34 protein-coding genes and 1 tRNA gene are annotated in these 26,927 nt (G+C 65.3%); 10 read left to right on the top strand and 25 right to left on the bottom strand.

Going from position 1 to position 26,927, the window contains the following annotated elements; translation table 11 throughout:
• Positions 1-17: 17 nt before the first annotated feature.
• Entirely contained in the window at positions 18-410 is a 393-nt protein-coding gene (locus tag K0S66_RS12875; protein ID WP_301075849.1) for a response regulator, read from the top strand.
• Here K0S66_RS12875 and K0S66_RS12870 read toward each other — a convergent pair.
• The 6 genes from K0S66_RS12870 to K0S66_RS12845 all read right to left on the bottom strand — a co-directional run bounded on the left by K0S66_RS12870 (position 394) and on the right by K0S66_RS12845 (position 6,601).
• Entirely contained in the window at positions 394-1,878 is a 1,485-nt protein-coding gene (locus K0S66_RS12870) for a PAS domain-containing protein (protein ID WP_301075887.1), read from the bottom strand. The genes K0S66_RS12875 and K0S66_RS12870 overlap by 17 nt on opposite strands.
• Before the next feature lie 256 nt (positions 1,879-2,134).
• On the bottom strand, positions 2,135-2,695 hold the full coding sequence (gene ssb / locus K0S66_RS12865; protein ID WP_301075848.1) for a single-stranded DNA-binding protein: 561 nt from the start codon (positions 2,693-2,695) through the stop codon (positions 2,135-2,137).
• A gap of 8 nt (positions 2,696-2,703) precedes the next feature.
• Positions 2,704-4,566, bottom strand: coding sequence for a ferrous iron transporter B (locus K0S66_RS12860; protein ID WP_301075846.1), 1,863 nt, complete (start codon positions 4,564-4,566; stop codon positions 2,704-2,706).
• Between the two features lies 1 nt (position 4,567).
• On the bottom strand, positions 4,568-4,822 hold the full coding sequence (locus K0S66_RS12855; protein WP_301075845.1) for a FeoA family protein: 255 nt from the start codon (positions 4,820-4,822) through the stop codon (positions 4,568-4,570).
• 109 nt (positions 4,823-4,931) lie between these two features.
• A complete protein-coding gene (locus tag K0S66_RS12850; protein WP_301075843.1) occupies positions 4,932-5,603 on the bottom strand; it encodes a COQ9 family protein in 672 nt (223 codons plus the stop codon).
• A 71-nt stretch (positions 5,604-5,674) separates the two neighbouring features.
• On the bottom strand, positions 5,675-6,601 hold the full coding sequence (locus tag K0S66_RS12845) for a DMT family transporter (RefSeq protein WP_301075842.1): 927 nt from the start codon (positions 6,599-6,601) through the stop codon (positions 5,675-5,677).
• 64 nt (positions 6,602-6,665) lie between these two features.
• On the opposite strand from K0S66_RS12845, the gene K0S66_RS12840 reads away from it, so the two are divergent.
• The gene (locus K0S66_RS12840; RefSeq protein WP_301075841.1) at positions 6,666-7,742 is read left to right on the top strand and encodes an alkene reductase; all 1,077 of its coding nucleotides are present in this window, start codon (positions 6,666-6,668) and stop codon (positions 7,740-7,742) included.
• Positions 7,743-7,799: 57 nt separating this feature from the next.
• Here K0S66_RS12840 and K0S66_RS12835 read toward each other — a convergent pair whose 3' ends face one another.
• The 9 genes from K0S66_RS12835 to K0S66_RS12795 form a co-directional block, all read right to left on the bottom strand.
• Positions 7,800-8,216, bottom strand: coding sequence for a SufE family protein (locus K0S66_RS12835; protein WP_301075840.1), 417 nt, complete (start codon positions 8,214-8,216; stop codon positions 7,800-7,802).
• 74 nt (positions 8,217-8,290) lie between these two features.
• On the bottom strand, positions 8,291-8,527 hold the full coding sequence (locus K0S66_RS12830) for a hypothetical protein (RefSeq protein ID WP_301075839.1): 237 nt from the start codon (positions 8,525-8,527) through the stop codon (positions 8,291-8,293).
• A gap of 20 nt (positions 8,528-8,547) precedes the next feature.
• On the bottom strand, positions 8,548-8,799 hold the full coding sequence (locus K0S66_RS12825) for a hypothetical protein (protein WP_301075838.1): 252 nt from the start codon (positions 8,797-8,799) through the stop codon (positions 8,548-8,550).
• A 23-nt stretch (positions 8,800-8,822) separates the two neighbouring features.
• Positions 8,823-9,110 carry a hypothetical protein gene (locus tag K0S66_RS12820; protein ID WP_301075837.1) on the bottom strand — a complete coding sequence of 96 codons (288 nt, stop codon included), beginning with the start codon at positions 9,108-9,110 and terminating at the stop codon, positions 8,823-8,825.
• A 13-nt stretch (positions 9,111-9,123) separates the two neighbouring features.
• Entirely contained in the window at positions 9,124-9,453 is a 330-nt protein-coding gene (locus tag K0S66_RS12815) for a hypothetical protein (RefSeq protein ID WP_301075836.1), read from the bottom strand.
• A 28-nt stretch (positions 9,454-9,481) separates the two neighbouring features.
• On the bottom strand, positions 9,482-9,865 hold the full coding sequence (pspC, locus tag K0S66_RS12810) for an envelope stress response membrane protein PspC (protein WP_301075835.1): 384 nt from the start codon (positions 9,863-9,865) through the stop codon (positions 9,482-9,484).
• Positions 9,865-10,152 (bottom strand): envelope stress response membrane protein PspB, encoded by a 288-nt coding sequence (gene pspB, locus K0S66_RS12805; RefSeq protein WP_301075833.1) that lies wholly within the window; start codon positions 10,150-10,152, stop codon positions 9,865-9,867. Before pspB ends, pspC begins: the two co-directional genes overlap by 1 nt.
• Position 10,153: 1 nt before the next feature.
• Positions 10,154-10,822, bottom strand: a complete 669-nt coding sequence (pspA, locus tag K0S66_RS12800) for a phage shock protein PspA (protein WP_301075832.1) — start codon at positions 10,820-10,822, stop codon at positions 10,154-10,156.
• Between the two features lie 80 nt (positions 10,823-10,902).
• Positions 10,903-11,052 (bottom strand): hypothetical protein, encoded by a 150-nt coding sequence (locus tag K0S66_RS12795; RefSeq protein WP_301075831.1) that lies wholly within the window; start codon positions 11,050-11,052, stop codon positions 10,903-10,905.
• Between the two features lie 226 nt (positions 11,053-11,278).
• Here K0S66_RS12795 and pspF point away from each other — a divergent pair, with 226 nt between their 5' ends.
• A complete protein-coding gene (gene pspF, locus K0S66_RS12790) occupies positions 11,279-12,406 on the top strand; it encodes a phage shock protein operon transcriptional activator (RefSeq protein WP_301075830.1) in 1,128 nt (375 codons plus the stop codon).
• 116 nt (positions 12,407-12,522) lie between these two features.
• Complete coding sequence (locus K0S66_RS12785) at positions 12,523-13,131, top strand: superoxide dismutase (protein WP_301075829.1); 609 nt, start codon at positions 12,523-12,525, stop codon at positions 13,129-13,131.
• Between the two features lie 658 nt (positions 13,132-13,789).
• Here K0S66_RS12785 and K0S66_RS12780 read toward each other — a convergent pair.
• A complete protein-coding gene (locus K0S66_RS12780) occupies positions 13,790-14,161 on the bottom strand; it encodes a hypothetical protein (RefSeq protein WP_301075828.1) in 372 nt (123 codons plus the stop codon).
• Between the two features lie 152 nt (positions 14,162-14,313).
• Here K0S66_RS12780 and K0S66_RS12775 point away from each other — a divergent pair, with 152 nt between their 5' ends.
• The gene (locus K0S66_RS12775; RefSeq protein ID WP_366520834.1) at positions 14,314-15,105 is read left to right on the top strand and encodes a Crp/Fnr family transcriptional regulator; all 792 of its coding nucleotides are present in this window, start codon (positions 14,314-14,316) and stop codon (positions 15,103-15,105) included.
• Positions 15,106-15,154: 49 nt separating this feature from the next.
• Here the strand turns inward: K0S66_RS12775 and K0S66_RS12770 are convergent, their stop codons facing one another.
• A complete protein-coding gene (locus K0S66_RS12770; RefSeq protein WP_301075827.1) occupies positions 15,155-15,394 on the bottom strand; it encodes a hypothetical protein in 240 nt (79 codons plus the stop codon).
• A gap of 124 nt (positions 15,395-15,518) precedes the next feature.
• Complete coding sequence (locus K0S66_RS12765; RefSeq protein ID WP_301075826.1) at positions 15,519-15,752, bottom strand: hypothetical protein; 234 nt, start codon at positions 15,750-15,752, stop codon at positions 15,519-15,521.
• 192 nt (positions 15,753-15,944) lie between these two features.
• On the opposite strand from K0S66_RS12765, the gene K0S66_RS12760 reads away from it, so the two are divergent.
• The gene (locus K0S66_RS12760; protein ID WP_301075825.1) at positions 15,945-16,385 is read left to right on the top strand and encodes a hypothetical protein; all 441 of its coding nucleotides are present in this window, start codon (positions 15,945-15,947) and stop codon (positions 16,383-16,385) included.
• Positions 16,386-16,459: 74 nt separating this feature from the next.
• Here the strand turns inward: K0S66_RS12760 and K0S66_RS12755 are convergent.
• The 3 genes from K0S66_RS12755 to moaA form a co-directional block, all read right to left on the bottom strand.
• A tRNA-Asn gene (locus tag K0S66_RS12755) sits at positions 16,460-16,534 on the bottom strand.
• 66 nt (positions 16,535-16,600) lie between these two features.
• Positions 16,601-17,380, bottom strand: coding sequence for an NAD kinase (locus K0S66_RS12750; RefSeq protein ID WP_301075824.1), 780 nt, complete (start codon positions 17,378-17,380; stop codon positions 16,601-16,603).
• Complete coding sequence (gene moaA, locus K0S66_RS12745) at positions 17,377-18,375, bottom strand: GTP 3',8-cyclase MoaA (protein WP_301075822.1); 999 nt, start codon at positions 18,373-18,375, stop codon at positions 17,377-17,379. The genes K0S66_RS12750 and moaA overlap by 4 nt, the downstream gene beginning before the upstream one ends.
• 173 nt (positions 18,376-18,548) lie before the next feature.
• Here moaA and K0S66_RS12740 point away from each other — a divergent pair, with 173 nt between their 5' ends.
• From K0S66_RS12740 to K0S66_RS12730, 3 genes are read left to right on the top strand one after another with little or no spacing between them, the layout of a single operon-like run.
• A complete protein-coding gene (locus K0S66_RS12740; protein ID WP_301075821.1) occupies positions 18,549-20,054 on the top strand; it encodes a GGDEF domain-containing phosphodiesterase in 1,506 nt (501 codons plus the stop codon).
• Entirely contained in the window at positions 20,051-20,470 is a 420-nt protein-coding gene (locus K0S66_RS12735) for an SgcJ/EcaC family oxidoreductase (protein WP_301075819.1), read from the top strand. Before K0S66_RS12740 ends, K0S66_RS12735 begins: the two co-directional genes overlap by 4 nt.
• A gap of 31 nt (positions 20,471-20,501) precedes the next feature.
• Positions 20,502-20,933 carry a DUF488 domain-containing protein gene (locus K0S66_RS12730; RefSeq protein WP_301075818.1) on the top strand — a complete coding sequence of 144 codons (432 nt, stop codon included), beginning with the start codon at positions 20,502-20,504 and terminating at the stop codon, positions 20,931-20,933.
• Positions 20,934-20,972: 39 nt separating this feature from the next.
• Here the strand turns inward: K0S66_RS12730 and K0S66_RS12725 are convergent, their stop codons facing one another.
• The 3 genes from K0S66_RS12725 to K0S66_RS12715 form a co-directional block, all read right to left on the bottom strand.
• Complete coding sequence (locus K0S66_RS12725) at positions 20,973-21,338, bottom strand: DUF952 domain-containing protein (RefSeq protein WP_366520833.1); 366 nt, start codon at positions 21,336-21,338, stop codon at positions 20,973-20,975.
• Positions 21,335-24,121 (bottom strand): DNA gyrase subunit A, encoded by a 2,787-nt coding sequence (gyrA, locus tag K0S66_RS12720; protein WP_301075816.1) that lies wholly within the window; start codon positions 24,119-24,121, stop codon positions 21,335-21,337. The genes K0S66_RS12725 and gyrA overlap by 4 nt, the downstream gene beginning before the upstream one ends.
• A gap of 114 nt (positions 24,122-24,235) precedes the next feature.
• Positions 24,236-24,892, bottom strand: coding sequence for an SDR family NAD(P)-dependent oxidoreductase (locus tag K0S66_RS12715; RefSeq protein WP_301075815.1), 657 nt, complete (start codon positions 24,890-24,892; stop codon positions 24,236-24,238).
• Positions 24,893-25,016: 124 nt separating this feature from the next.
• On the opposite strand from K0S66_RS12715, the gene K0S66_RS12710 reads away from it, so the two are divergent.
• Positions 25,017-26,312, top strand: coding sequence for a hypothetical protein (locus K0S66_RS12710; RefSeq protein ID WP_301075814.1), 1,296 nt, complete (start codon positions 25,017-25,019; stop codon positions 26,310-26,312).
• Positions 26,313-26,427: 115 nt separating this feature from the next.
• Here the strand turns inward: K0S66_RS12710 and K0S66_RS12705 are convergent, their stop codons facing one another.
• Entirely contained in the window at positions 26,428-26,901 is a 474-nt protein-coding gene (locus K0S66_RS12705; RefSeq protein ID WP_301075883.1) for an Lrp/AsnC family transcriptional regulator, read from the bottom strand.
• Positions 26,902-26,927 lie beyond the last annotated feature (26 nt).

Raw genomic sequence — 26,927 nt, 5'->3', positions numbered from 1 at the left:
TGTTGCCCAATTCAATCATGCCCAAGACCGCACTCATCATTGAAGACGAAATCTTCGTGGCGCTCGATCTGGAGCGGATTTTGACTGATGCCGGCTATGTCGTGGCGGGTATCGCGGCCGACAGCGATCAGGCGCTGGCCGCGGCGCCCGGATGCGAGATCGCCTTTGTCGACATCAACCTGCGCGATGGGCCGACCGGGCCCGATATCGCGCAGCGGATCGCGCGCGATTACGGCGTGAAGGTGGTGTTCGTCACCGCCAATCCGGCGCAGATCGGCGCCCCCTGCGACGCGCTGGGCTATGTTCGCAAGCCGTTCAGTGATCGTGCGATCCTGGCCGCCGCGGCGCTGGCCAGCGGGATGGGCGAGCCTGCCGACGACGAGGTCGTCCGGATCAGCCAGCGCGGCTGAACGAGGCGACCGGCGCTTCCATCACCAGTTCGAGGCCGGCCGGGCGCCAATCGCGCGTGACCTTGCCGCCCAGCTGACGGACCGCACTCAACTCGATCAGCTGCGTGCCGAAACCGGAGGTGACGATTGCCTGGTCGATCGCCGGGCCACCTTCCTCGCGCCAGACGATCGTCGCGGTCGCGCCATCATTGGCGATCGAAATCTGCACATGCCCGTCCATCGCCGCGAGCGCGCCATATTTGCTCGCGTTGGTGGCGAGCTCATGGAACAGCAGCGCGAGCGGCGTGGCGGCGCGATCATCCACCCTGATATCGGCACCCGTGATGGTCAGCCGCTCCCCGGGCTGCGTCTGATAGGGGGCGAACAATTGCTCCAGCAGCCCGCGCAGACTGTCCTGATGCGCGACGGGGCGCGAATGCGGACTGTGCGGGCGGACGAAGTCATGCGCCTTGCCCAGCGCGGCGATGCGCGCCCGGAGATCGGCAGCGAGCGGCGCCAGATTGGGATGCGCGCGGGCCGCGACCTGGATCAGGCCGCCGATCACCGCGAAGATATTCTTGATGCGGTGCGACAGTTCCTGGCTGATCACCTCGCGTTCTTCGAGCGCGAGCTTCTGCTCATGGATGTCGGTGCAGGTGCCGAACCAGCGCGTGATCCGCCCACCTGAATCGCGGATCGGCAGCGCGCGGCCGAGCACCCAGCGGTACGTGCCGTCGAAATGGCGCAGGCGATATTCGATCTGATACGCCTCGCCGGTCTCCAGGCTTTGCTGCCAGACCTTCCACGCACGATCCTGATCCTCGGGGTGGAACATGTCGTTCCAGCCCTCGCCATCGGTGGTGCCCGGCGGCGCGCCGGTGAATTCATACCAGCGGGCGTTGTAATAATCGTGGTAGCCGTCGGGCTGGGTCGACCAGACCATCTGCGGCATGGTGTCGGCCAGCGTGCGGAAGCGTTCCTCGCTGTCGGCCAGCGCGGCGCGCGTCTTGGCGACGGCGACGCGTTGTTCGCGCTGCTCCCGCGCGACGCGGCGCGCCTCCAGCCGCGAGATCGTTCCCGCGGCGAGGATTTCCAGCCCGCGACGCTGGAAGTCGGTGAGGGCACCGCGCGGCACCGTATCGATCACGCACACCGCGCCCAGCGGTACGCCTTCGCGCGAGACGAGCGGCGCGCCGGCATAGAAGCGGATCGAGGGATCGCCAGTGACGAGCGGATTGTCGCGGAAGCGCGGATCCTGCGTTGCGTCCGCCACCTCCATCACCGCATGGCCGTGCATCGCATGCGCGCAGAACGATTGCGACCGCGGGGTGCCATCGGCGTCGAGGCCGACGCGGGAGAGGAATAGCTGGGTTTGCTGTTCGACCAGGCTGACCAGCGCGATCGGCGTCTGGCACAGTTCGGCCGCAAACGCGGTGAGATCATCCAGCGCGCCGTCGTCACGCGCGCCGGCGAGATCGTAAAGCGCCATCACGCGCGCGCGGTCGATCTCGTCGAGTTCGGGCAGGGAGGAGAGCGTATAGGTTCCTTCCGGGGCAGTTCGGCCGGGGATCAACCATCGAGAGGGAAGGTTGATCCATGTGAATTAGAGGCAGGTCTGATGACGCGACAGGCTGGCGGTCAGGAGCAGGCCGCGCCGGGACCGTAACGCCGGCGCGGGCCGCTCTTCAGACGGGGCCCGTCAGAAATGCCGGATCAGAAGCGGCCGGCCCGCCCTTGCCCCCAGGTTAGAACGGTACGTCGTCGTCCAGATCGTCGGCGAAGCCGCCGCGCGACTGGCCGAAGCCGCCGCCACTGCCGCCACCGGCGCTGCCGCCACGAGCCGCGCCGCCGCCGCGGCCGCCACCGAAGCCGCTGCCGCCGGCAGCGCCGCCGAATTCGTCACCGCCGCCGAAATCATCGCGCGCGCCGCCGCCAGCGCCGCCGGCACCGCCGCCCGGGCCATCGAGCATGGTCAGGACGCTATTGAAGCCCTGCAGCACGATTTCCGTCGAATACCGGTCCTGGCCCTGCTGGTCCTGCCATTTGCGGGTCTGCAGCTGGCCCTCGATATAGACCTTCGAGCCCTTGCGCAGAAAGCGTTCGGCGACGTTGGCGAGCCCTTCGTTGAAGATCGCGACCGAATGCCATTCGGTCTTCTCCTTGCGCTCCCCACTGTTGCGATCCTTCCAGCTTTCGCTGGTCGCGATGCGCAGGTTCACCACCTTGCCGCCGTTCTGGAACGAGCGCGATTCGGGATCGCGACCGAGGTTGCCGACGAGAATGACCTTGTTGACGCTGCCTGCCATGAACTTCCTCAAAGACCCGCGGCGACCGCGAGCCAATATGTGATACCGGCCATGATGTAAGCGGCGGCGAACAGATAGCCAACCATGAAGAGCGGCCACTTCCACCCATTTGTCTCGCGCCGGGTGATCGCGATCGTTGACACGCACTGCGGCGCGAAGACGAACCACATCAGGAAGGCGAGCGCGGTGGGCAGCGACCAGCGTCGCTGGAGATTCTCGACGATCGTCCGTTCGCCCGCCGCATCCTCCGGATCGTCGACGGCATAGACGGTGCCGATCGCGGCCACGGCAACCTCACGCGCGGCCATGGCGGGGATCAGCGCCAGTGCGATCTCGTGATTGAAGCCGATCGGCTTGACGACCACCTCGATGCCCGAGGCGATCCGGCCGGCGATCGAATAGTCGACCTGGCTCTGCCCCTCCGGCGCCTTGGGGAAGCTGAGCAGCAGCCACAGGATGACGGTGGTCGCCGCGATGATCGTGCCCGCGCGCTTCAGGAAGAGCATCGCGCGGCTCCACAGCCCGAGCGCGATGTCGCTGAGCCGTGGCATCTGATATTTCGGCATTTCCATCATGAAGCCCGAGGACTCACCGCTCGTCACCGTACGGCGAAGGACGAGCGCGGCAACGAACGCGCCGAGGATGCCGGCGAGATAGAGGCCCAGCAGCACCAGCCCCTGAAGCCCGACGCCGGGCAGAACCTGACTGTTGGGAATGAAGGCGCCGATGATGATGGTGTACACCGGAAGGCGCGCCGAACAGGTCATCAACGGCGCAATGAGGATGGTGGTCAGCCGGTCCTTTTCATCGCTGATCGTGCGGGTGGCCATGATGCCGGGCACCGCGCAGGCGAAGCTGGACAGCAAGGGGATGAAGGCGCGTCCCGACAGGCCCACGCCGGCCATTAGGCGGTCCATGAGGAAGGCAGCACGGACCATATAGCCCGACGCCTCCAGCACGAGGATGAAGGCGAACAGGATCAGGATCTGCGGCAGGAAGACGATCACCGCGCCGACACCGGCGATGAGGCCATCGGTCAGCAGCGACTGGAACAGCCCCGCCGGCACGCCGGCGCGCACCACGCCATCAAGCCAGGCCATGCCGTCCTCGATCCAGCCGATCGGTGCTTCCGACCAGCTGAACACGGCCTGGAACATGATGAACATGAGCGCGAGCAGCACGATCGGGCCGAAGACCGGGTGGAGCGCTACCGAATCCAGCGCGTGGTTCCAGCGGCGGGTGGGCGTCTCGCTGAGCGTGGCGAGGCGCGAGAGTTCGCGCGCGCGGCGCTGGAAGGTGGCGATCGGCTGATCGGCGGTGAGATCCGGGCGCGGCAAGGCGCGGCCGGCGGCGGCGCCGTCCACCACGTCGGTCAACGCCGCGCGCAGCGTGTCGAGCCCGCGCTTCCGAACGGCCACCGTCGGGATGACGGGCACGCCCAATTCCTGCGACAGCGCCTCGGCCGACAGGGTGAGGCCGTCACGTTCGGCGAGATCGACCATGTTGAGCGCGATCACGACGGGAAGGCCGAGCGCGATCAGCTGAAGCGCAAAGCGAAGGTGAAGATCGAGGTTCGCGGCATCGACTACGACGATCAGCGCATCGGGGCGCCGCTCACCGGACTGCTTGCCGAACAGAACATCGCGCGTGACCTGTTCGTCGGGCGAGGATGGATCGAGGCTGTAGGTGCCGGGCAAGTCGACCAATTCGACCGGGCGCCCATCGTCGAGCGCAAGGCGGCCCGAGTGACGTTCCACGGTGACGCCGGGATAATTGCCGACCTTTTGCCGGGCGCCGGTCAGCGCATTGAACAGGGCGGATTTGCCGGCGTTGGGATTGCCGACGAGTGCGATCAGCGGAAGATGGCTCATGTCAGTCGACCGTGACCGTGATCGCCGCCGCGACATTGCGGCGCAGGGCGACCGTCATCCGACCGATCCGGCAGGCGACGGGGCCACGGAACAGCGTGGCGCGATGCAGCACCTCCACATGGACGCCTTCCTCGAAGCCGAATTCGCGCAGGCGGCGCGCCTCCGGGGTGGCGAGCCGATCCCAGGCGATGGCGGTCACCGTCGCGGGACGTCGAACGGGGAGTGATTCGAGCGGGAGAGGGGAGGAAGCAAGCACGCCGCCGCTGTATCGGAGATGCGAACGATTATCAATTCCGATAGCGGCAAGGACGCGGCGCGCTTGCGGCCTCAGCGGCCTGAAGCCGCGGGGCCGCGCCGCCGGATCGTCAGACGACCGGGTAGCGCAGGCGCCCGACGAAGCGGCTGAGGCTGGGGCGGTGGCTGGCGCGGCGAACGATGCCTGCCTTCGCCTTTTCGAAGCGCATGATGCCGTCGATCCGGCGGCCGAGGAAGGCGCGGGTGTCGGCCTGATCCTCGCTGTCATCATCGAGGAAGACAGTGATGGTGGCGCCATAGACGGCCAGCAGCATCGCCCGCTTCGTATAATGATTATAGTCGGTCGCCGTGTCGCCGGCGGCGCGCCACATGGTGTCGACCGAACGCCAGCCGAGCCGGCTCGCCGTCGCGAGGTTCTGCGGCATGGCGAGGATCGCGATCGCACGGCGCAGTGCCTCACGGTGGGGGGCGGTGGCCGCGAGGCGCGCCTCAACCAACGCGGTGATGCGCTGGCGGATCTTCATCGCGGCGAGCGTTTCGGGCGGAAGCGCGGCCATCATGTCCAGATCGACCGTTTCGAACCAGGCGTCGATCATCGCCACCGGGCCGCCCTCAAAGGCGAGGGCGGCGACATCGCGATCGATGTTCTCGCCGTCGGCAGCATAGTCGCGTGCGGCATCCGACCAGCCGTCAAAGGCCGCGTTTTCGGCGATCGCGGGGGCAAGACGCAGGCGGATCTCGTCGAGGGTGAGGTCTGCGGGATCAGTCGCGGGATCAGTCATAGGATGCTTATACGCCGCAATCGGCCGCGCGGTACCATTCTCTTGCGTTCTTGACGCGCGGTTGGCGGTGCTCAGGCGCTGGCAGCGGGGGCGGCCGGTGTCGGGCGCGCCGGAGCGATGCGCACCAGCACCAGCGCGATCGCGACCAGGATCGCACCCACGAGATCGGCAATGCCAAGCGTCTCGCCATAATAGAGCCAGCCGACGATCGCGGCGATGATCGGCTGGGTCAGCAGCGCGAGCCCGATGACCAGCGGGCTGAGCCGGCCGAGCGCGTAGATCATCAGCCCCTGGCCGATCACCTGGCTGAGCAGCGCGAGCGAGATCAGCGGTGTCCAGTTGGACGGCATGATCCGTTCGCCCAGCGCCAGGGCGGCGAAGAGCAGCGGCAGCATCGCCGCGGCGGAGGAAAGGCCGAGCGCGGGCAGCGGCGCCATCGTTTGCCGGGCGCGCGCCATAAGGATGAAATAGCCGGCGTACAGGATGCCAGCGAGCAGGCAGAGGAGGTCGCCGATCAGGTTCTGCGGCGCGAGCTGATAGGAGCGCCCCATCAACAGCGCGGCACCGATCGCCGCGAGCCCGAGCGCGACGCCCTGCATCCGCGTGGGCCAGGTGCGCGCGACCAGAAAACCATAGAGCGGGAAGACAAAGGTCGCCGCGTTGCCGAACAGTGTCGCATTGGCGAGCTTGGTGTGGTGGATGCCGATGTGCCAGCTGGCGAGATCGCCGGCGAACAGCACGCCCGAGCCGAGCAGGATCCAGCCGAGGCCGCGGGCGCTGGACACGATCCTGCCCCCCGTCATCATCGCGAGCGCGAGAAGCACCGGTGTTGCCAGGCTGATGCGCCAGAAGGCGGCAGCCACCGGGCCGACATCGGTCAGCCGGACGAACCACGGACCGAACGCCAGCGCCATGTTGCCGGCGAGCAGCGCGGCAAAGGCGACGGCGCTGCCGCTTTCGCGCGATACAGCTTTTCTTGTGGCCTGACCCTCGTGCATGCTGCCCCCTAATCACCTAGATCGGGCGAGTCCCGTAGCAAAGTGAAACCGAAGGGGAGATTGAATGCCGAGCCTGTTTGACCCGATCGAATTGGGGGCGATCCGCGCCGCCAATCGCGTGCTGATGGCGCCGCTGACGCGCACCCGCGCCGACGCCGACCACGTGCCGACGGAGATGATGATCGAATATTATCGCCAGCGCGCCGGCGCGGGTGTGATCATTTCCGAGGCGACCGGAATCAGCCGCCAGGGACTGGGCTGGCCCAATGCACCGGGCATCTGGAACGACGCGCAGGTCGAGGCGTGGAAGCCGATCACCGAGGCGGTGCACAAGGAAGGCGGCAAGATCGTCGCGCAATTGTGGCACCAGGGACGTCTGGCGCGTCCGGACGTGAACAAGCTGCAGCCGCTGTCGGCCTCCGCCACGCGCGCGCCGTATCCGATCCCGGACAAGAACCCCTATGGCGAAGCACGCGCCGCGACGCTGGACGAGATCAAGGAAGCGATCGAGCAATATGCCCAGGCCGCACGCAACGCGCTGGAGGCCGGCTTCGACGGCGTGCAGCTGCACGGCGCCAATGGCTATCTGATCGACCAGTTCCTGCGCGACAACACCAATTTGCGTGATGACGATTACGGCGGCTCACCGGAAAACCGCATCCGTCTCATGAAGGAAGCGGTGCAGGCGGTGATCGCGGTCGCGGGCGCCGAGCGCACCTCGATCCGCCTGTCGCCCAATGGCGAGACTCAGGGCGTCGACGACAGCAACCCGGAAGCCGTCTTCATCCCGGCGGCCAAAGTGCTCGATGAACTGGGCATCGCCTTCCTCGAGCTGCGCGAACAATCGGCGGACGGCACCTTTGGCGCGTCAGCGGTTCCCAAGCTGAGCCCGCAGATCCGCAAGGTCTTCACCCGGCCGCTCGTGCTCAACCAGGATTACACGCTGGAGAAGGCGCAGGCCGATCTGGACTCCGGGCTGGCCGATGCGATCGCGTTCGGCCGCGCGTTCATCGGCAACCCGGACCTGGTCGACCGGCTGCGCGAGGGCCTGCCGCTGACGCAGGACAACCCCAAGACGTGGTATTCGAAGGGCCCCGAGGGCTATATCGATTATCCGAGCTACAAGGCCGAAGCGGCCTGACCCGGCGCGCCGCCCTTCGTTTCGGCGGAGGGCGGCGGTCTGCCGTTGGGCGCGATGCTAGAGGTAGCGCGCCGCGGTGTCGCGGATCAGCGCGATCATGTTGGGAATACCCTGCGTCCGGTTCGAGCTGAGCTGGTTGCGCAGATCGAACGGGGCCAGCGCGCCTTCGATGTCGGCCGCGGCGATCGCCTGCGGCGACGCATCCTGCACCGTCTTCAGCACCAGCGCGATGATCCCCTTGGTAATCGCGGCGTTGCTGTCGGCGAGGAAGTGAAGCGTGCCATCATCGTTGCGGGTAGGATAGACCCAGACGGCCGCCGAACATCCGCGCACCAGCGTCGCATCGGTCTTCAGCGCGTCGGGCATCGGCTCCAGCGCGCGGCCGAGATCGATCAGCAGACGGTAGCGATCATCGGCGTCGAGGAATTCATATTCGTCGCGAAGGTCGGCTAGCTCGGGTGCGGCATCTGACATCGCGCGGTGACTAGCTGCTTGGCCGATCAGCGGCAACCGGCCGGATCAGGCGCGTGCCGACGCGCGGGGGTGGATCAAAGGTCCACCCCGGCGGCGATCGCCTCCAGCTTGCGGATCCGTTCGCGCAGGTCGGCGATCTCGATCCGGGCGCTGGTGGCCGCCTGCGGCGCGCGGGCATCGGCCTCCTGGCGCAATTGCTGCTCCTTCAGCCGAAGCCATCCGCGCCAGCCGGCAAGGCCGGCCGAGACCAGCATCGCGAGGCCCGCGAGCGCTGCGGTGGCCATGATCAGATAGAAGCCGGGGTCAGGCATGACGTTGCTCCTCCTCGAACTCAGCGGTCGCGCAGCTCTTCGATCTGACGGCTCAGATCGGTGCTGCCGTGATTGTCGGTGATGACGCGTTCCAGAACCGCGATCCGCTCCCGAAGCTGGCGGATTTCCTCGCGGCTGGCGATCGCCTCGGCGGGCAAGGCGTGATCGTCGCCGCCGCTGCGCCCGATCGCGCGGTACTTCTCCTTCTGGAGCCGGGCGAACGTCGTGATCAGAACGATCGCGATCACCATGAAGACGATTGACCAGGGCATCGCGCTACTCCTCTTGTATCTTGTCAGTTCGGCCGGTCGGCGAGGGGCGGCAGATTGCGCAGCTGTTCGATCTGGTCGGACAGCATGATGCCCTTGTCGGTGACGATCCGCTCCAGCACGCGAACCCGCTGTTCCAGCCGCTCCGTATGAGCGGCATATTGCGCCGCCTTTTCCGCCGTTTGCGCGGTGAGCGCCTCAGCCATGCGTTCCTTATGCTTCAGCCAGCGCTGGAACATGCTGCTGCCGACACCCAGGATGACGGGCAGGCCGACAACGATCATGAAAAAGGTGAGGAAAACCCAAGATTGCATGGCGTGATGCTCCTCAGTTCGCGCGGTCGCGCAGCTGCTCGATTTCCTGTGCGACCATGTGGCCGCTGTCGGTGACGATCCGTTCTACGTTCTGCAGACGATCCTTCATCGAGCCGAGTTCGGCGCGAAGCTGGCCGTTTTCCTGCGTCAGCAGCTTGACCCGCTCGATCGTTTCATCGTCGCGCTTAGGGTAGAGTGCCTGACCCCATTGGCCGTCGAGCGGATAGCCGTTGCGGATGCGCATCCAGGTCGTCGCGACCCAGCCCAGCATGGCCGCGACACCGACCGTGGCGATCACGGGCGCCAGGGCGGAGAAGAGCTGAATCTTTTCGGCGGCGGTCATGGTCTCTCCCTTTCGATTGGCGCGATGATCAGCGCAGGCGCTCGATCTCTTCGGCGAGCTGCGTGTTGCGGCTGGTGTAATGCGTCTCGATGTCGGCCAGACGACGATCCAGTTCGCGGAACTTCGAGCGGACCTCTGCCGTCGTGCGCTTCGGGTTCGAGCGCACGCCCTGCCAGAACTTGGCATCCTCGGGCGAGCCGTAGAGGTTCGCCGGGCGATCCTCCGCCATCCAGCCGATCAGCAGATAGGCAATGAGCGTCCAGGGGAAGCCACCGGCGAGGGTGAGCAGGATCATCCCGATCCGAACCCACAGCACCTCGATCCCGGTATAGTCGGCGATCCCGGCGCAAACGCCCTTCCACTTGCGATCCTGCCGGTTGAGGTAGAATTTGGTGCGGCTGTTGTCGGCCATCAGTTCCTCCGCAGGTTCCGGTCTTCGAGCCGGTAGTCGGGTTCAGAGCGGTAATCGGCGATGCCAGGGCGGAAATCGGGATTGTCGGCGGCGACGATGCGCTCCACCGTATTCACCCGATCCTCCAGCCGCTTGGCGAGCGTGTGCAGCTCATCGAGCAGCGCCTCGTCCTCGGTGGTCATGGCGCCCGGCGCCTGCTTCCACTTCGTGACATAATGCATGATCAGCCACGGCAGCCCGATGAAGAGCATGCCGACGACGAAAACGGGTACGAGCACGTCTTCCATCTCAATTATCCTTGTTCAGGCGCGCCTTGAGCGCTGCGAGCTCGGCATCGACCTTGTCCGAGGCTTTCAGTTCGGCGATTTCCTCGTCCAGGCTCTTGGGCAGCGCGCCCAGGCCAAGCGCGTCCGCGCGGCCCTCTGCTTCATCGACCTTGCGCTCCAGCATCTCGAACCGGCTGAACGCATCGTGCGTGCGTGGCCCGTTCCACATCTCGCGCAGGCGGGAGCGGTTGTTGGCGCTTTCCAGCCGGGTGGCGATGCTGTTCTGCCGGGTACGGGCCTCGCGCAGCTTGTTCTGCAGCTTGGCGATGTCCTCCTCCGAGGAGCGGAGCGTATCGTCCAGCACGGCCACTTCGGCGCGCAGCTGTTCGATCATGTCGGACGCCTTCTGGCGTTCCATCAGTGCAGCCTTGGCGAGGTCCTCACGATCCTTCGACAAGGCAAGCTCCGCCTTCTCGGTCCAGTTCGCCTCAATGTCGGAAAGCTTGGCCATGTGGCGACGCATCTCCTTGATATCGGCGATCGTCCGTGCCGCCGACGCACGCACCTCGACCAGCGTCTCCTCCATCTCCAGGATGATCATGCGGATCATCTTGGCGGGGTCTTCTGCCTTCTCGAGCAGTTCCGCCATATTGGCGGCGACGATGTCGCGGGTACGGGAAAAGATGCCCATCAACGAAACTCCTGGTGATGCCCTTTTATAGGCTTGCCGCCGGGACGAAGCGAGGGAAAGACCCGCCCCGGCGGCACCGTTCACGCGATGGCGCGAACGAGGGGGATGCCCGAACCGGCGCCGGAGCCTGCCTGTGCCGGACCGACCGCGCCAACCACCATGGTGGTGCTGAACACGATGGTGCAGGCGATGGCGGCGAAGGTGCGGCCGAGCGATGCGAAATTGGTCATGGTGTATCTCCCTACCTGATTTGTCAGACCCGACGTTGCGGGCTTGTCCAATGCATTGCAGGGGCCGTGCCAATTCGCGCGAAAGCGCTTTTTCCGCCGCCGAGAGCAATGATGCCTCAGCGACATCTTGAGCGAATCCAATCGGTTAGTCTGTGTCGCTCGGTGTCTCGGGTTGAGCGGGATGTGATTTATTACGCTCAAACACATATTGCCAAGCATTGGGAAAATGCGCCAAGGCTTAGGCGGGGCAGGGTGGAGCGACATGGTCGAACGGGCGTCACAAGTGATCGGTCAGTCGGGCGCGTTTCTCGATGCGCTGGAGCGGGCAAGCCGTGCCGCGACGCTCGACCGCCCGGTTCTGGTCATTGGTGAACGCGGCACCGGCAAGGAGCTGGTGGCGGAGCGGCTTCATCGGCTGAGCGCGCGCTGGGATCAGCCGCTGGTCGTGATGAATTGCGCGGCGCTTCCCGAGACGCTGATCGAGGCGGAACTGTTCGGCCATGAGGCCGGCGCCTTCACCGGCGCCACCAAGGCGCGAGTCGGCCGCTTCGAGGAAGCCCATGGCGGTACGTTGTTCCTAGACGAACTGGGCACCTTGTCGATGGGCGCGCAGGAGCGATTGCTGCGCGCGGTGGAATATGGCGAGGTCACCCGCATCGGGTCGTCGCGCCCGATGCGGGTCGATGTTCGCATCGTCGCGGCGACCAATGAGCATTTGCCCGACAAGGTGGAGCGCAACGAGTTTCGCGCCGACCTGCTCGATCGCCTGTCGTTCGAAGTGGTGACCTTGCCCCCGCTGCGGGCGCGCAAGAGCGACATCATCGTGCTGGCGGATCATTTCGGCCGTCGCATGGCGGCGGAACTGGGATGGGACCGCTGGCCCGGTTTCTCGCCACCGGCGCAGGAGGCGCTGCGCGACTATCGCTGGCCGGGCAATGTGCGCGAGCTGCGCAATGTAGTGGAGCGCGCCGTGTACCGCTGGACGCGGGAGGGGCCGATCGAGGCGATCGAATTCGATCCATTCGAGTCGCCCTATCGCCCGGGCGCGGCGGGCAGCGAGCCGGCCAGCCGGGCGCCGGCGACCATGCTGTTGCCGGCGCCGCCAAGCGGAATGAGCGCAGGGCAGGGACCCAGCCCGGGCGCGGGAGCGAACGAGGGCGACGAAGTGGCGGCCTGCGATGTCGGGCCGTCCGACTTCAAGAGCCGGGTGGCACTGTTCGAGCGCGAACTGCTGTCACGCGCGCTGGCGGATAACCGGTTCAACCAGCGGGCGACGGCGGATTCGCTGGGCCTGACCTATGATCAGCTTCGCCATGCGCTGCGGCGGCATGACCTGATCGGTGCAGGTGGCTGACGCGCCGTATCGCGCGATTGCACGATCGCTGATCGGAGCGGTTGCGTAACGAGCAGGCGGGAGCCATTTGGGTAGCGTCGCGTTCGATAACGCGAACCCCAGAAGGAGGAAATTCCATGGCATTCGAACTGCCGCCCCTGCCGTACGACTATGACGCGCTGGAGCCGGTCATCTCCAAGGAGACGATGACCTATCACCACGACAAGCATCATGCGGCCTATACTGCCAAGCTGAACGAGGGCGTCGCCGCCGATCCGAAGCTGGAAGGCAAGTCGATCGAGGACATCCTCGGCATGATCTCGTCATTGCCCCCGCTCGTGCGCAACAACGGCGGCGGCTATTGGAACCATGACTTCTTCTGGAAGATCATGACCAGCCCGTCCAAGAGCGGCCAGCCCACCGGCGCGCTGAAGGATGCGATCGACGCCTATGGCGGCCTCGACAAGCTGAAGGAAGATTTCAACGGCAAGGGCGCGAGTCAGTTCGGTTCGGGCTGGGCCTGGGTGATCAAGGATTCGTCGGGCGCACTGAAGGTGACGTCGACGCCGAACCAGGACAATCCGTTGATGGACGATGCCAAGGAAAAGGGCACGCCGATCTTGGGCAATGACGTGTGGGAACACGCTTATTACCTCACCTACAAGAACGACCGCCCCGGCTATCTGAAAGCTTGGTGGGACGTGGTGAACTGGGAAGAGGTTGGCCGTCGTTTCGACGCCGCCTGACAAACACGCATCTGATCTCTGATCAGATCAGGAAAGCGGGTGGATCCAGACGGATCCGCCCGCTTTTTCTTGCGCCCAGGAAGCAGTCGCGGGTGATCAAACGTGGCGCCAACCGTGGCTGACCGGGATTTACGTAGAACATCCATGTCCGGCGAAGGGCGCGACGATATCCTTCACTGCCATGTGGGCAGGGCGTTCTTCGCACCGGAATATTCCATCCTTCTTCGTGCCGGCCCCGCTTGATCATCGCTTGGCGCTGCGGCCGATCATCACGAGGAGCGCGGCGGCATGATGGCCGACGCGGGGCCTACGCAGATCGTCATCGAGGTCATCGAAACCTGCCGGAGCGGTCATGATTGTTTCGTCCCGCGGCCGCCTGGCGACGAGCAGGATATAGGCGATACGATACGGCGCGCAGATCGTTAGAGCCTGCCGGAAGGCGGCCTCTCGGCACAGCCTGCACTGCCGCGTCCACATTAGTGGGTGGATGATGGGAGCAGCTATGAGCCGCTCAACTGACTGGGTACGAAGCCCCACATCTTCGGGTACTAACCGCCGCTAAATGGCGGATCCGTGTAGCCGTGGCGGAGGCTGCCTCCGGCGTGATTCGCCCGAAAGGAGCCCTTCGCCAACGTCCATTGGCGCGTAGTCGCCCGCTCTACTGCTGGGGATTAGGGATCGGTATCCTCGCCCTGATCTGATCTGCCGTAGCACCTTGCTCGCCATGGTCTCCATAAGCCCGATCGAGGTAATGCCCGGCTAGAATGTAATGGGCGCGAACAGCAGCGGGATCACGGGCTGTCTCCGCCATCTTGAGCTCTGCCTCGGCGCGGGCATAGTAATATTCCTGATCATTATGCGGCATGACTCTCTCCTGCCGAAGAGTTACCGCGAAGCGCTCTGCCAGTTCTTTATCTGTATTAAGAGCGATCGTTTTTTGTCTTAACGCAGTTATATGCAATTGCTTGGCAAACCGCCGGCTCACGGCGTTCAGTGCGGAGCTGACATGCTCCGGCATGAGCTTGCACATCCATAATGCCGGTGGCGCCCCCGGCCGGCACCGACGTCTCATATGTTAGGCGCCATGTTTGCGGATATGTTAAAGAGTGAAATCGCCTGCTCCGGTATCTGGCTCGCCGGCGACTGAGAGATGCTTGTGCTCCCGCCGTTTGGAGAACTCGCATGTCCTCGGCCTCAGCTGATCTTTCGTTCTTTGCTGAGCGCATGTCGCACCGGGCGTCTCTGTCTGAGGCTGATCGTGCTGCTATCGCGGAACTGCCACACGTGCGCCGGCGCTTGAACGCAAATACATACCTGATCCGTGAAGGTGAGCCGCCCAGAAGCTCGTGCAGCCTCCTCATCTCCGGGATGGCATTTCGACACAAATTGACCGTTGAAGGCGCGCGCCAGATCGTCTCCGTCCACCTTCCGGGCGAATTGCTCGATCTTCAGCACCTGTTGCTGAACATCGCCGATCACAGCCTGCAGGCGCTGACCGAGGTTGAAGTCGCCGACATCGAGCGCGACGTTCTGCAGGATCTGATCCTGACGCGTCCGGCGGTGGCCAATGCGTTTTGGGTCGATGGGCTAATCGATGCATCCGTCTTCCGCGAGTGGGTGTTAAATGTCGGGCGCAGGGACGCGCGGGCGCGGATCGCGCACATCCTGTGCGAGATCGCAGTCCGCATGCGCGGAGCGGGGTTGATCTCCGCGAGCGAGAAGTTCGTGCTCCCGATGACGCAGGAGCAACTTGGCGACGCAACCGGCCTGACGAGTGTTCACGTCAATCGCACCATCAAGGCGCTCGCCACAGATGGGTTGATCGAGCATAGTGGCCGCTCGATTTCGATTGCGAATTGGCAGAAGCTACGGCGCGTCGGTGACTTCAATCCGCTGTACCTGCACCTCGATCAGGTTTCGCCGCGCTTCGATTCGCCTCTTGATGCCCTCTTCATCTCCGCTGGACCAGCATAGAGCGCCTCACGCGAGCCCGCGCACAGATCCTGCTGCGTATCCCACGCATCTATCTGCGGACCACGAACGCGTCCTCCAGCGGAAGTACGTGAATGACGATGCCATCGTCGTCTTCAACCTCGATGCGGTAACGCAAGTCGATGAAGCCACTCTTGATGTCGTGGCTTAGCGTATCGCGAGCAGCCTCCAGGGCTTTCGCCTCCGCTGCTTTCCGATCAGGGAGCTCACGGCCTTCTTCGTCGAGAATCGAGCTGCTGTGATCACGAATATGAAAGAAATATCGAGCCATATTCTGGCTCCTGCACCTGGGGCGGGAGCACGTTAGACTCTCAGCCGCCAACGCCCTAAAAAAGGTCAGCGATACAGGACTTTATCAGATTGTCTCGGCCGCGGCCAGCGGCTCGCCAATGGCTCTATTCTTTCAGCGGGCTTGCACCAAGGGAGACAAGGTAGCGGCCGACCTGCCTGTTACCCTCCGCGACGATCACCTCGGCCCCGAAGAACGGACTGCCGTGGGAAACCTGATCCTTGCCAATATCAATGGCGCTCGCAATCGCGGCCTTCCATGCCCCAATATCATCAGGCGCTTCTTGCTCGCCCGTCTGGCTGAAGTGTTCGTTGATAATGGTGACGCTGTAGCTTGGCATCAGAGGTGTTTATAAGCGATCAGAGCAGCTTGCCTTAAGGTCGATCAATGCGCCGGGGCACCTCTAAAGCTGGAGCGGCAATGCGCGGGCCCCAACTCTATCAACATACCTGGAAAGCGCGCCGCCACCGGGAAGGACGGCAATCTTGGTCGATTCTCCTTATGTTCCCAGCGGGGGTTCGGAAGGGGGATTATGGGCGCGAACTTCCCGGCGCCGTTGCGGCGACGCGACCAGGTGCTGGCATTCATCATCGAGCCGATCGTCCGCTTCGGCACGGCGCCGACGTCTGTTGAAATCAGCCGCGAACTGTCGATCAGCGATAGCCGTGCGAAGGAACTGATTGCGCAGCTGATCAAGAGAGGCGTGGTCGAAAAAAACGCCAGGAGCCAAGCGCAGCCTGCGCGTGCGCGACGTTGCCGGATCCCGGGTCCAGCTCGAGGACGTCAGGCGCCGCCTTGGTTGGGCTACGGCGCACCCTATGGGCACGCTGCAGCAACCCTTCCAAGACGGTCAGCTGCCGATGATCCCGCCTTTCCAGCACCTTCCCGATGCCGAATAGCCAGAGACAATGATGACAATCACGACCGATCGGGAGCGGCGCGGCCTTGGATGGTGCGCTTTGAACCGGCATGAACCAGCGAAATGACCGGAATGTAGGGGAAATCAACGTCGGTCGGGTCGAGGTGGACCGCCGTGAACCGGCCCGCTGGCTCCCTGAGTAGGATTCGAACCTACGGCCGCTCGATTAACAGTCGAGAGCTCTACCGCTGAGCTATCAGGGAACGCTGCGGGAGGCGCGTCTTTAGCCGGATTCTCGCGGCTTGCAACCCCCCGATCAGCGGATTCTTTCAGACAATGAACTGTTCCATCGTGATCCGGTCGTCGAGCGCATGGCCGGGGTCGAACAGCAGCGTCAGCTCCCGCGCGCGATCGATCGCGATGTCGACCTCCCTGACCTCCCGAATCTCGCGCTGGTCTGCCACCGCGGAGACGGGCCGCTTGTTCTGATCGAGCACGCGCAGCTTGATCCGGGTCTTGTCCGGGAGGATCGCACCGCGCCAGCGACGCGGGCGAAAGGCGCTGATCGGGGTAAGCGCGATCAGGGCGGAGCCGAGCGGCAGGATCGGCCCGTGCGCCGACAGATTGTAGGCGGTCGACCCGGCGGGCGTCGCGACGAGGATGCCGTCGCAAGCCAGTTCCTCTAGCACGACGCGGTCGTTGACCGACACCTCGAGCTTCGCGGTCTGGCGCGTTTCGCGCAGCAGCGACACTTCGTTAATTGCGGGAACGGTATGGATGCGGCCATCGGCGCCGGTGGCGGTCATCAGCAGCGGCGTGACCTTCACCGCGCGCGCATTGGTCAGCCGTTCCTCAAGATCGTGCTGGCGCCATTCGTTCATCAGGAAGCCGACGGTGCCAAGGTTCATCCCGAACACGGGGACGTCGGACCGCCGCGCGTCGAGCAGCAAATGGAGCACCTGGAGCATGTAGCCGTCGCCGCCGAGCGCGATCACCAGATCGGCCTCGTCGATATGGCACCAATCCCATGCGTCGGCGAGCGCCGCACGCGCCGCCTGTGCGGTGGCGGTCGGCGAGGCGAGCAAGGCCCGCCGAGGATAAAGCGTCATCCGCCGGTCACGCTCATATGACGCGACACGGCAGGGGCAGCGCCGCGTTCGATGCGGAAATCATGCCGCGCGGGTTTCGCCGCGATGCCGCGCCGGATAGCCGCGTCCAGCGCCTCAACGCCGCCGCTGCGTAGCGCTTCCTTGAGATCCACCTGATCCTCATGACCTAGGCATGAATACAGCCGGCCCTCCGTCGTCAACCGCACACGGTTGCAGCCTTCGCAGAAATTAGCGGTGAGCGGCGAGATCAGCCCCAGCCGAGTTGCGGTGCCATTGACCTGCCAATAACGCGCGGGGCCGCCCGTGCTGTGGGCGTCACGCGAGAGCGAAAAACGATCCGACAGTTGATCGAAGACAGCGGTCAGCGGCAGGAACCGGTCTGTGCGATCCTCATCGATCGCGCCCAGCGGCATGGTTTCGATGAGGGTGAGGTCGTGGCCCTCCGCCATGCACCATTCGAGCATTGGCGCGATCTCATGCTCGTTCAGGCCCTTCAGCGCGACCATGTTGATCTTGATTGCCAGTCCAGCCTTCTGGCCGGCTGCGATGCCGTCTAGCACCTGCGCTACGTCGCCATGGCGGGTGATATGCCGGAACAGCGCAGGGTCGCGGCTGTCGAGGCTGACGTTCACGCGGCGCATGCCGGCAGCGACGAGCGCCTCGGCATGATCGGCGAGCCGGGTCGCATTGGTCGTCATGGTGAGTTCGTCGAGACCGCCGCCGACATGGCCGCCAAGCCGCTCCGCCAGTTCGATCACGTCGCGACGAACGAGCGGCTCACCGCCCGAGAGGCGGATCTTGCGCACGCCGAACGCAATGAACCGTTCGGCGATGATTGCGATTTCCTCGAGTGCCAGCAGCCGATTGCGCGGCAGGAAGGTCATCTTCTCCGCCATGCAGTACCGACAGCGCAGATCGCAGCGATCCGTCACCGAAATGCGCAGGTACTGGATCGATCGGCCAAAGCCGTCGATCAGTGCGGGTTCGGCCGGCATCTCTCCCATATCGGAACAGCTAAGCCCTGTGGGGCGGCGGAACAAGGGTGCGTCCATGGTTGCTGCAACGCGTGGCGACCCATACGGCCGCAATGGTGAGCACGAATGCGAGCGATATAGCCGAAGTGGCGCTGGGCAGTGGTTGCGAGCCGCTGACAGATCTTGTCCGATCCATGGGATGGCAGACAGGCGGCGATACCGCCGACGTCCGCCTGATCGATGCTGCTGCTGGCCCGAAAGCCGTCGCCGCGGAGGGGTTGATCGCGGCACGCGCGCGGGCGGCTCTGGTCGTCCTGCTAGCGCACGAGGAGGACGCCGCCGACGCCTTTGATGCAGGGGCAACCCACGTCTGCCTTGCCAGTGCCGACAGCCCCTCACTCGCCGTAACCTTGCGGTTTGCGGCGCGCTACGCCCGTCGCCTGCGTGGCACCGGACGATTTCGCCGTGCGGGCGAAGCGAGCGAGGGCGGGGTTGAGCGGTTCGTCGAGGCGCTGCCGCCCGACGAACCGGCAGCGGTGGCGGTAATATCCATTTCTCGCTTCGATACGGTGAACGTCGCTTATGGCCGCAGCGCTGGTGACAGCTTGCTGCACCAGGCAGGGGCGCGGCTGGCGCGAACGCTGCCTGAGACGGCAGTGATGGAGCGCGACAATGGCGCCGGGTTCATCGTCGCGCTGCGCGGTGACAATGCCGAGGCATCTGCAAGGATCGCGGCGATGGAGATCGCGCTGGGGCAGCGTTTCTCGCTCGGCCGCGAGGAGGCCAGCGTCGGCGCGCGCATCGGACTGGCGCATCGTAGCGGAGGTGAGGCGGCGGAGTCGCTGGTGCGCCGGGCGCGCGACGCGCTGATGCTGGCATCGACGGGGGAGGGAGCCGCGGTGCGGACCGCGGCTGAGCCGCTGGCGGGCGACGGGATCGACCTGGCCGCCGATCTTCATCGCGCAATGGACCGGGGCGAGATCGACATCCTGTTCCAGCCGCAGGTGGCACTGGCCAGTGACCGGATTGTCGGGGTGGAGGCGCTGGCCAGGTGGGAGCATCCGCGGCACAGCGTGCTGGGGGCGAGCACCTTGTTTGCCGCAGCGGCCCGCGCCGGGCTGGGCCTCGCCTTGTCCGAGCATATTCAGTCGCTGGCGCTGCGCCGGGCGGGGGCGTGGCGCGGGGCGCTGGCGGAGTTGCGCGTCGCGGTGAACGTCACCGCCACCGATCTCGCCCGCACCGATTTCGCCGACCATTTCCTGGCGATGATAGCCCGCGCCGACATCGCGCCAGACCGGGTAACGGCGGAAGTGACCGAAAGCGGCATGGTCACCGACCTGCCGGTCGCGGCCGAGCGGTTGCAGCAGCTTCGCGATGCGGGCGTACGGGTCGCGATCGATGATTTCGGTACCGGCTATTCGAGCCTTGCCTATCTGAAGGCGCTGCCGCTGGATTACCTGAAGATCGACCGCAGCATCACGCAGGACATCATGGGCGGTCCGCGTGCCCGCGTGGTCGTGCGCGGCGTGATCGCGATCGCGGCGGGGCTGGGCCTGCACACCATCGCCGAAGGGGTGGAGAGCGCCGCCGAACGAGATCTGCTCGCCGCGGAAGGATGCGATCTCTATCAGGGCTTCCTGCGCGCGGGACCAGTCGACGAACGGACCCTCGCCCAACTGGTCGAGGGGGAGGACACATGACCATGATTGCCATCGCCATGACGCAGGCGGCTGTTGCCGCCGCGGCGGTCGTCAGTCCGCAGGCAGCGATCGAAGCCGAGCTGGCCGCCAGCGCCGCGGGGTGGAACACCGGTTCGCTCGATCGGTTCATGGCGGTCTATGCAGACGATGCCGTCTATTCCTCCGGCAAGGAGCTGGTGCGAGGCAAGGCCGCGATCGCTAAGCGCTATGCCGGCAGCTTTGCCGAGGGTGGCAATGCACGCGGGCGGCTGTCTTTCCAGCCCGCAGCGTGGCGGACGATCAGCAACGTCCATATGCTGCTGGTGGCGCGATGGACGCTGACCCCGGCGAGCGGCACCGCTCAGAGCGGGCTGACCACCCTGTTGTTCGAACGGCGCAAGGAAGGCTGGCGGATCATCGCCGACCACAGTTCCTGAGCGGCGCCGCGACCTCGCCAGGGGAGCGCGCATGACCATCTTCACCATCGGTTACGAAGGCGTGACCATGGACGAGTTCATCGGCGCCTTGCAAAAGGCCGGCGTTGAGCGCGTGATCGATGTCCGCGCGCTGCCGCTGTCGCGCCGGCCGGGCTTCTCCAAATCGACGCTGGCGGCATCACTGCGCGAGGCCGGGATCGACTATGTCCATCTGAAGCCGCTGGGCACGCCCAAGCGGGGGCGCGATGCGGCCAAGAAGGGCGATGTGGCGACGCTGCGCGAGGTCTATGACCATCAGCTGGCGCTGCCCGAGGCGCAGGCGGCGGCTGCGGTGATGCGGACGCTGGCGGCGGAGAAGCCGAGCGCGCTGCTGTGTTACGAGCGGGATCCCTGCCATTGCCACCGCACGCTCCTGCTGCAGGAAGAGGGCGGGGGCGAGCCGGTGGTGGACCTGTACGCCTGACGCGGGCGGCTGGCGGCGGCCTGCGTCCGCCGAGAAGCGTCAGCCAGTGACGGGCAGTCGCACCGTGCCGTCGGGTTCACGCTCCATCGGGCTGTAGGCGACGACCGTGTCGAGCGTCATCGGACCGTACAGGTGCGGGAACAGCTGCCCGCCGCGGCTTTCCTCCCAACGGATCTTGTCGCCGAGCGCCTCCAGATCGACCGCCGCGACGTGCAGATCGTGCTGACCGGCGAAATGCTTGTCGACCGTTTCGGTCAGCTGGGCGGCGGTGGACAGGTGGATGTAGCCGTCGGCCACATCCACCGGCGCGCCGGCGAAGGAGCCTTCGTGCTCCAGCGCCGCCATCTGTTCGGCAGTCAGCACCTTGTACGCGGTGGTCACTTGAGCTGCCGTCGGTTCTGTCACTGGCCATCCTCCGGGCCGGCGGCGGCATCATCGCCGATCGTCGCGCCCGTGTCTGGAGCGATTTCAGGGGGCGAGAGTTCCGCGGCGACCGCTTCCTCGGCGGCGTTCTCGGGCTCTGGCTCCTCGTCGATCCGTGCGCAGCCGACGACATGTTCGTCGTCGCTGACGTTGAAGAGGCGCACGCCGGCCGAGTTGCGGCCGATGACGCGCAGGCTCGCGAGCGGCATGCGGATCAGCTTGGCCTGATCGGTGACGAGCATCAGCTGGTCGTTCTTGCTCGCCGGGAAGCTGGCGACGACCGGGCCGTTGCGGCCGATATTGTCGATGTTGGTGATGCCCTGACCACCGCGGCCGGTGCGGCGGTATTCGAACGCCGAGGACAGCTTGCCATAGCCGTTGGCGCAGACGGTGAGGATGAACTGTTCGTGCGCGCGCAGGAATTCGAACCGGTCCATCGGGATCTGCGGCTCGCCCTCACGCTCGGTCGCCTTCCACGGGGCAAAGCGGAGATATTCCTCACGCTCCTCCGGCGTGGCGCCGGTACGGTGCAGGATCGACAGCGAGATCACCTCATCGCCGGGCGCGAGGCGCATGCCGCGCACGCCGGTCGAGTTGCGGCTCTGGAACTCGCGCACGTCGTTGCCGGGGAAGCGGATCGCCTTGCCCTGGCGCGTGGCGAGCAGGACGTCGTCATTTTCCTCGAGCAGCGCGACGCCGATCAGGCGATCGTCGACATCGTCGCCTTCGAACTTCATCGCGATCTTGCCGTTCGAGGGCACGTTGGTGAAGGCGTCCATCGCGTTGCGGCGCACGCTGCCGCGTGCGGTCGCGAACATGACGTGGAGCTTGCCCCATTCCGATTCGTCCTCCGGCAGCGGCAGGACGGTGGAAATCGTCTCGCCCGGCTGAAGCGGCAAGAGGTTGATCATCGGACGGCCACGGGTGTTCGCGCTGCCTTCCGGCAGGCGCCACACCTTCATGCGATAGACCCGGCCGAGCGTGGAGAAGAACAGCACCGGCGTGTGCGTCGAGGTGACGAACAGGCTGGTGACGGCGTCCTCGTCCTTGGTCGCCATGCCGCTGCGGCCCTTGCCGCCGCGCGCCTGGGCGCGGAACGCCTCCAGCGGCGTGCGCTTGATGTAGCCCTGCATGGTCACGGTGACGACCATGTCCTCGCGCTCGATCAGATCCTCGTCATCGATGCCGTCGGCGGCAGCGGCGATTTCGGTCCGGCGCGGGGTGGCGAAGAGCGCGCGAACCTCGGTCAGTTCCTCGCGCATTACCGCATACAGTTTCACGCGGTCGGCAAGGATCGCGAGCAGCTCCGCGATCGAACCGGCCAGCGTCTTTAGCTCGTCGCCGATCTCGTCACGGCCCAGTGCCGTCAAGCGGTGGAGGCGCAGGTCGAGGATGGCGCGAACCTGGATTTCCGACAGGCGATAGGTGTCGCCAGTGATCTCGGTTTCGACCGCTTCGACCAGCTTGATGTAGCCGGCGATCTCCGCGATCGGCCAGTCGCGCGCCATCAGGGCAGCGCGTGCTTCGGCCGGCGAGGACGAACCGCGGATCATCCGGACGACCTCGTCCAGGTTCGTCACGGCGATGACGAGGCCGAGCAAGATGTGCGCGCGGTCACGCGCCTTCGCCAGTTCGAACTTCGAGCGGCGGGTGATGACCTGCTCGCGAAACTGGATGAAGGCGGCGATGATTTCGCGCAGCGGCAGCATCTCCGGCCGGCCACCGCGGATCGCGAGCATGTTGGCGGGGAAGCTGCCCTGCGCCGGCGTGTGACGCCACAGCTGGTTCAGCACCACTTCCGGCGTGGCATCGCGCTTCAGCTCGATGACGACGCGAACGCCCTCGCGGTTCGATTCGTCGCGGACGTCGCCGATCCCCTCGATCCGCTTGTCCTTCGCGGCTTCGGCAATCTTCTCCACCAGCGCATTCTTGCCCTGCTGGTACGGGATTTCGGTGAGGACGATCGAGCGACGCTCGCCGCGCCCTTCCTCGATCACATAGCGCGAGCGCACGATGATCGAGCCGCGGCCCGTCTCATAGGCGCTGCGTGCGCCCGCACGGCCGAGGATCACGGCGCCGGTCGGGAAGTCCGGCCCGGGCACGATCTCCATCAGTTCTTCGGTCGTCAGTGGCTCCCCGCCGCTGATCGCGCGATCGAGATAGGCGAGGCAGGCGTCGACGACTTCGCCCAGATTGTGCGGCGGAATGTTGGTCGCCATGCCGACCGCGATGCCGCCGGCGCCGTTGACCAGCAGGTTGGGGAAGCGCGCGGGGAGGACCTGAGGTTCGCTTTCCGAGCCGTCATAGTTCGGCTGAAAATCGACCGTGTCCTTGTCGAGATCGTCGAGCAGGTAATCGGCGACGCGCGACAGGCGCGCCTCCGTGTAACGCATCGCGGCGGGCGGATCGGGATCCATCGAGCCGAAGTTGCCCTGGCCGTCGATCAGCGGCGCGCGCATCGACCAGTCCTGCGTCATGCGGGCCAAGGCGTCATAGATCGCGGTATCGCCGTGCGGGTGATATTTACCGATCACGTCACCGACGATGCGGGCCGACTTTCGGTACGGGCGGTTGTAGGTGAAGCCGCTTTCGTTCGCCGAATAGAGGATGCGCCGGTGCACCGGCTTCAACCCGTCGCGAACGTCGGGGAGCGCGCGTGCCACGATCACGCTCATCGCGTAATCGAGGTAGCTGGTCTTCATTTCCTCGACGATGGAGATCGGAGCGATGTCCGATGGGTCGGCGAGGACGGTCTCGTCGGTCAAAACGCTACTTTCACTATGGGTTCCGTGATCGTCCCGCTCTAGGAGGGTGCAACTGAAATGTCACGCGCGCGTACGGGCGCGCGCGGGTGGCGCAAAGGCCGCTGCTGGCCGCGGCTAGGGCGCGATCTCCGCCCCGTCCCAGGCGAACACCCGGCCGCTGTCCTGCGGCTTCAGCCCGTCGATCACATCCAGCAGTTGCACCGCCGCGCGATCCGGCTTGAACAGGTCACGCCCGGCCTGCTGGAATGGCTTCGACAACTTCGTATCAACCGTCCCCGGATGAAGTCCGACAATGATGCCGCGTTCGTTGCGGCGCTTGTCCTCGATCGACAGCGTTCGGATGAGCTGGTTCAGCGCGGCCTTGCTGGCGCGATAGCCGTACCAGCCGCCCAGTCGATTGTCAGAGATGCTGCCGACCCGCGCCGACAGGAACGCCAGTACCGACCGGCCCTGTCTGGGCATGATGGGCAGGAAGTGCTTGGCGATCAGCGCCGGGCCGATCGCGTTGATGGCATATTGTTGGGCGAGCCAAGCGGGGTCCAGCGCCGCGATCGATTTCTCGGGGCCGTTTTCCGCATCGTGCAGGATACCGGTGGCGACGATCACCAGCTCTGGCGATCCGGCGCTGGCGGCCGCCGCGGCGATGGTCGATTCGTCGAGAAGGTCGAGCGCCGGCCGAGCGTAGCGGCGGACCGATGCGCCTTCTTCCTCCAGCGCCTCAGCCAGTGCCTGCCCGATCCCGCCGCTTGCGCCGATGATTGCCGTTTTCATGAAGAAACGGCTAGGCGTGCAAATCATTACGTTCAATGTCCGTTCAGCGCGCTTTCTTGATGGAGCGGCACGAGGGCACTAAGCGTCTATTCAAGTGTTCACGCCTCAAAGGAGAGCAGTTTTCATGAAGAGCATTTCCCGCGTCGCCTTTGCGGCGGCGCTTATGGCAGGTGTGGCGGGCGTTGCCGTGTCGGCTCCGGCTGTCGCTCAGAAGAAGAATGAGCAGAAGGGCGGTGGTCCGTCGCTGAAGCTGAGCAAGGACGTGCAGAATGCTGCCGCTGCCGCTCAGACCGCGATCGGCGCGAAGGATTTCGCCGCTGCCGCCGCAGCGCTGGGTACGGCGCAGGCCGCTGCCAAGACCGACGACGACCGCTACATCGTCTCTGCGCTTCAGCTTCAGTCCGAGGCCGTGAAGATCCAGGAAGCGCGCGCTGCCAACCAGCAGGTGAACGAATCCGGGCTGAAGGCACCGTTGGAGGCGCTGATCGCCAATCCGAAGACCCCGGCGGTCGACGTGGCGAAGTACAATTATCAGCTGGGCATCATGGCGGCGAACGCCAAGGACAATGCCGGCGCGATCAGCTATTTCCAGCGCGCCCAGCAACTGGGCTACAATGACCCCAATCTGCCGCTGCAGATGGTCAAGCTGAAGATGGATTCGGGCGATATCGCCGGTGGATCTACCGAGCTGGAGAAGGCGATCGACGCGCAGGTCGCGGCCGGCCAGAAGCCGAGCGAAGACCTGTACAAGTACGCCATCGCGCAGACCAACAAGAAGCGCATGGGACCGCAGACCGCCAATTGGATCAAGAAGTGGGTCGTCGCCTATCCGACCGCCAAGAACTGGCGTGACGGCGTCGTGACCTATGGTCTGACGCAGCAGAGCGCCGTGACGCTCGACAAGGGGCAGAAGGTCGACCTGTATCGCCTGATGCGCGCCAGCAAGGCGCTGGCCGACCAGTATGATTACGAGACCTATGCGCAGTGGACCTATGATCTGGGCCTGCCGTACGAGACCAAGGCAGTGCTGGACGAAGGCAAGGCCGCGGGCAAGATCCCGGCGAGCAGCCAGTCGGCCAACGACCTGATGCGCGTCGCCAATCAGGCGATCGCGAGCGAGGGTTCGCTGGCACCGGTCGAAGCAAAGGCGAAGGCCGGCGCGAACGGCCGCATCGCGCTCAACACGGGTGACGCATACCTGGGCATGGGCAATTATGCCAAGGCGGTCGAGCTGTACCGCGTCGCGCTGCAGAAGGGCGGCGTCGATGCCGACGTGGTGAACACACACCTCGGCATCGCGCTCGCCAAATCGGGCGACAAGGCTGGCGCAAAGGCCGCCTTCGCCGAGGTGAAGACTGCGCCGCGCACCGACATCGCGTCGCTGTGGTCGGTGTATCTGGACAACCCGCCGACGGCCTGATCCTGGCGGATTGATCACATGGAAAGGGGCGGCCGAGGCCGCCCCTTTTTTGTTGGTGGCACGCAATTCAGTGCGTGGAGGATGGCAGGTCAGTACCGCCCGAGAGGCTGGGGCGTTACTCTTCCTCCACCACGATCGGCACGCCCGGCTGGGCCTTTGCCGTGCGGATGGTGAGCGAGGATTTGACGCTGGCCACGTTGGGCGCGGCGGTGAGATGCGTGGTCAGGATGCGCTGGAATGATTCCAGGTCCGACGCGACGATCTTCAGGATGAAGTCGATCTCGCCGTTCAGCATGTGACATTCGCGCACTTCCGGGATGCCGGCCACATGCCGCTCGAACGCCGCCAGATCATGCTCCGCCTGACTGCGCAGGCTGACCATCGCGAACACCGTGATGGGGAAGCCGAGCATCGCCGGCTCGCAATTGGCGTGATAGCCGCGGATCACCCCCGCCTGCTCCAGCGATCGCACCCGGCGCAGACATGGCGGAGCGGTCAGCCCGACCTTTTCCGCCAGGTCAACGTTGGTCATCCGGCCATCTTCCTGGAGCAGTGCGAGGATCCGCCGATCGATCCGGTCAAGCACCATGCGCGCTTTCCGCACGCAGCTTTTCT

Source organism: Sphingomonas sp. (assembly GCF_029239295.1).
GTDB lineage: Bacteria > Pseudomonadota > Alphaproteobacteria > Sphingomonadales > Sphingomonadaceae > Sphingomonas.
This window is presented reverse-complemented; position numbering and strand designations above follow the sequence as displayed.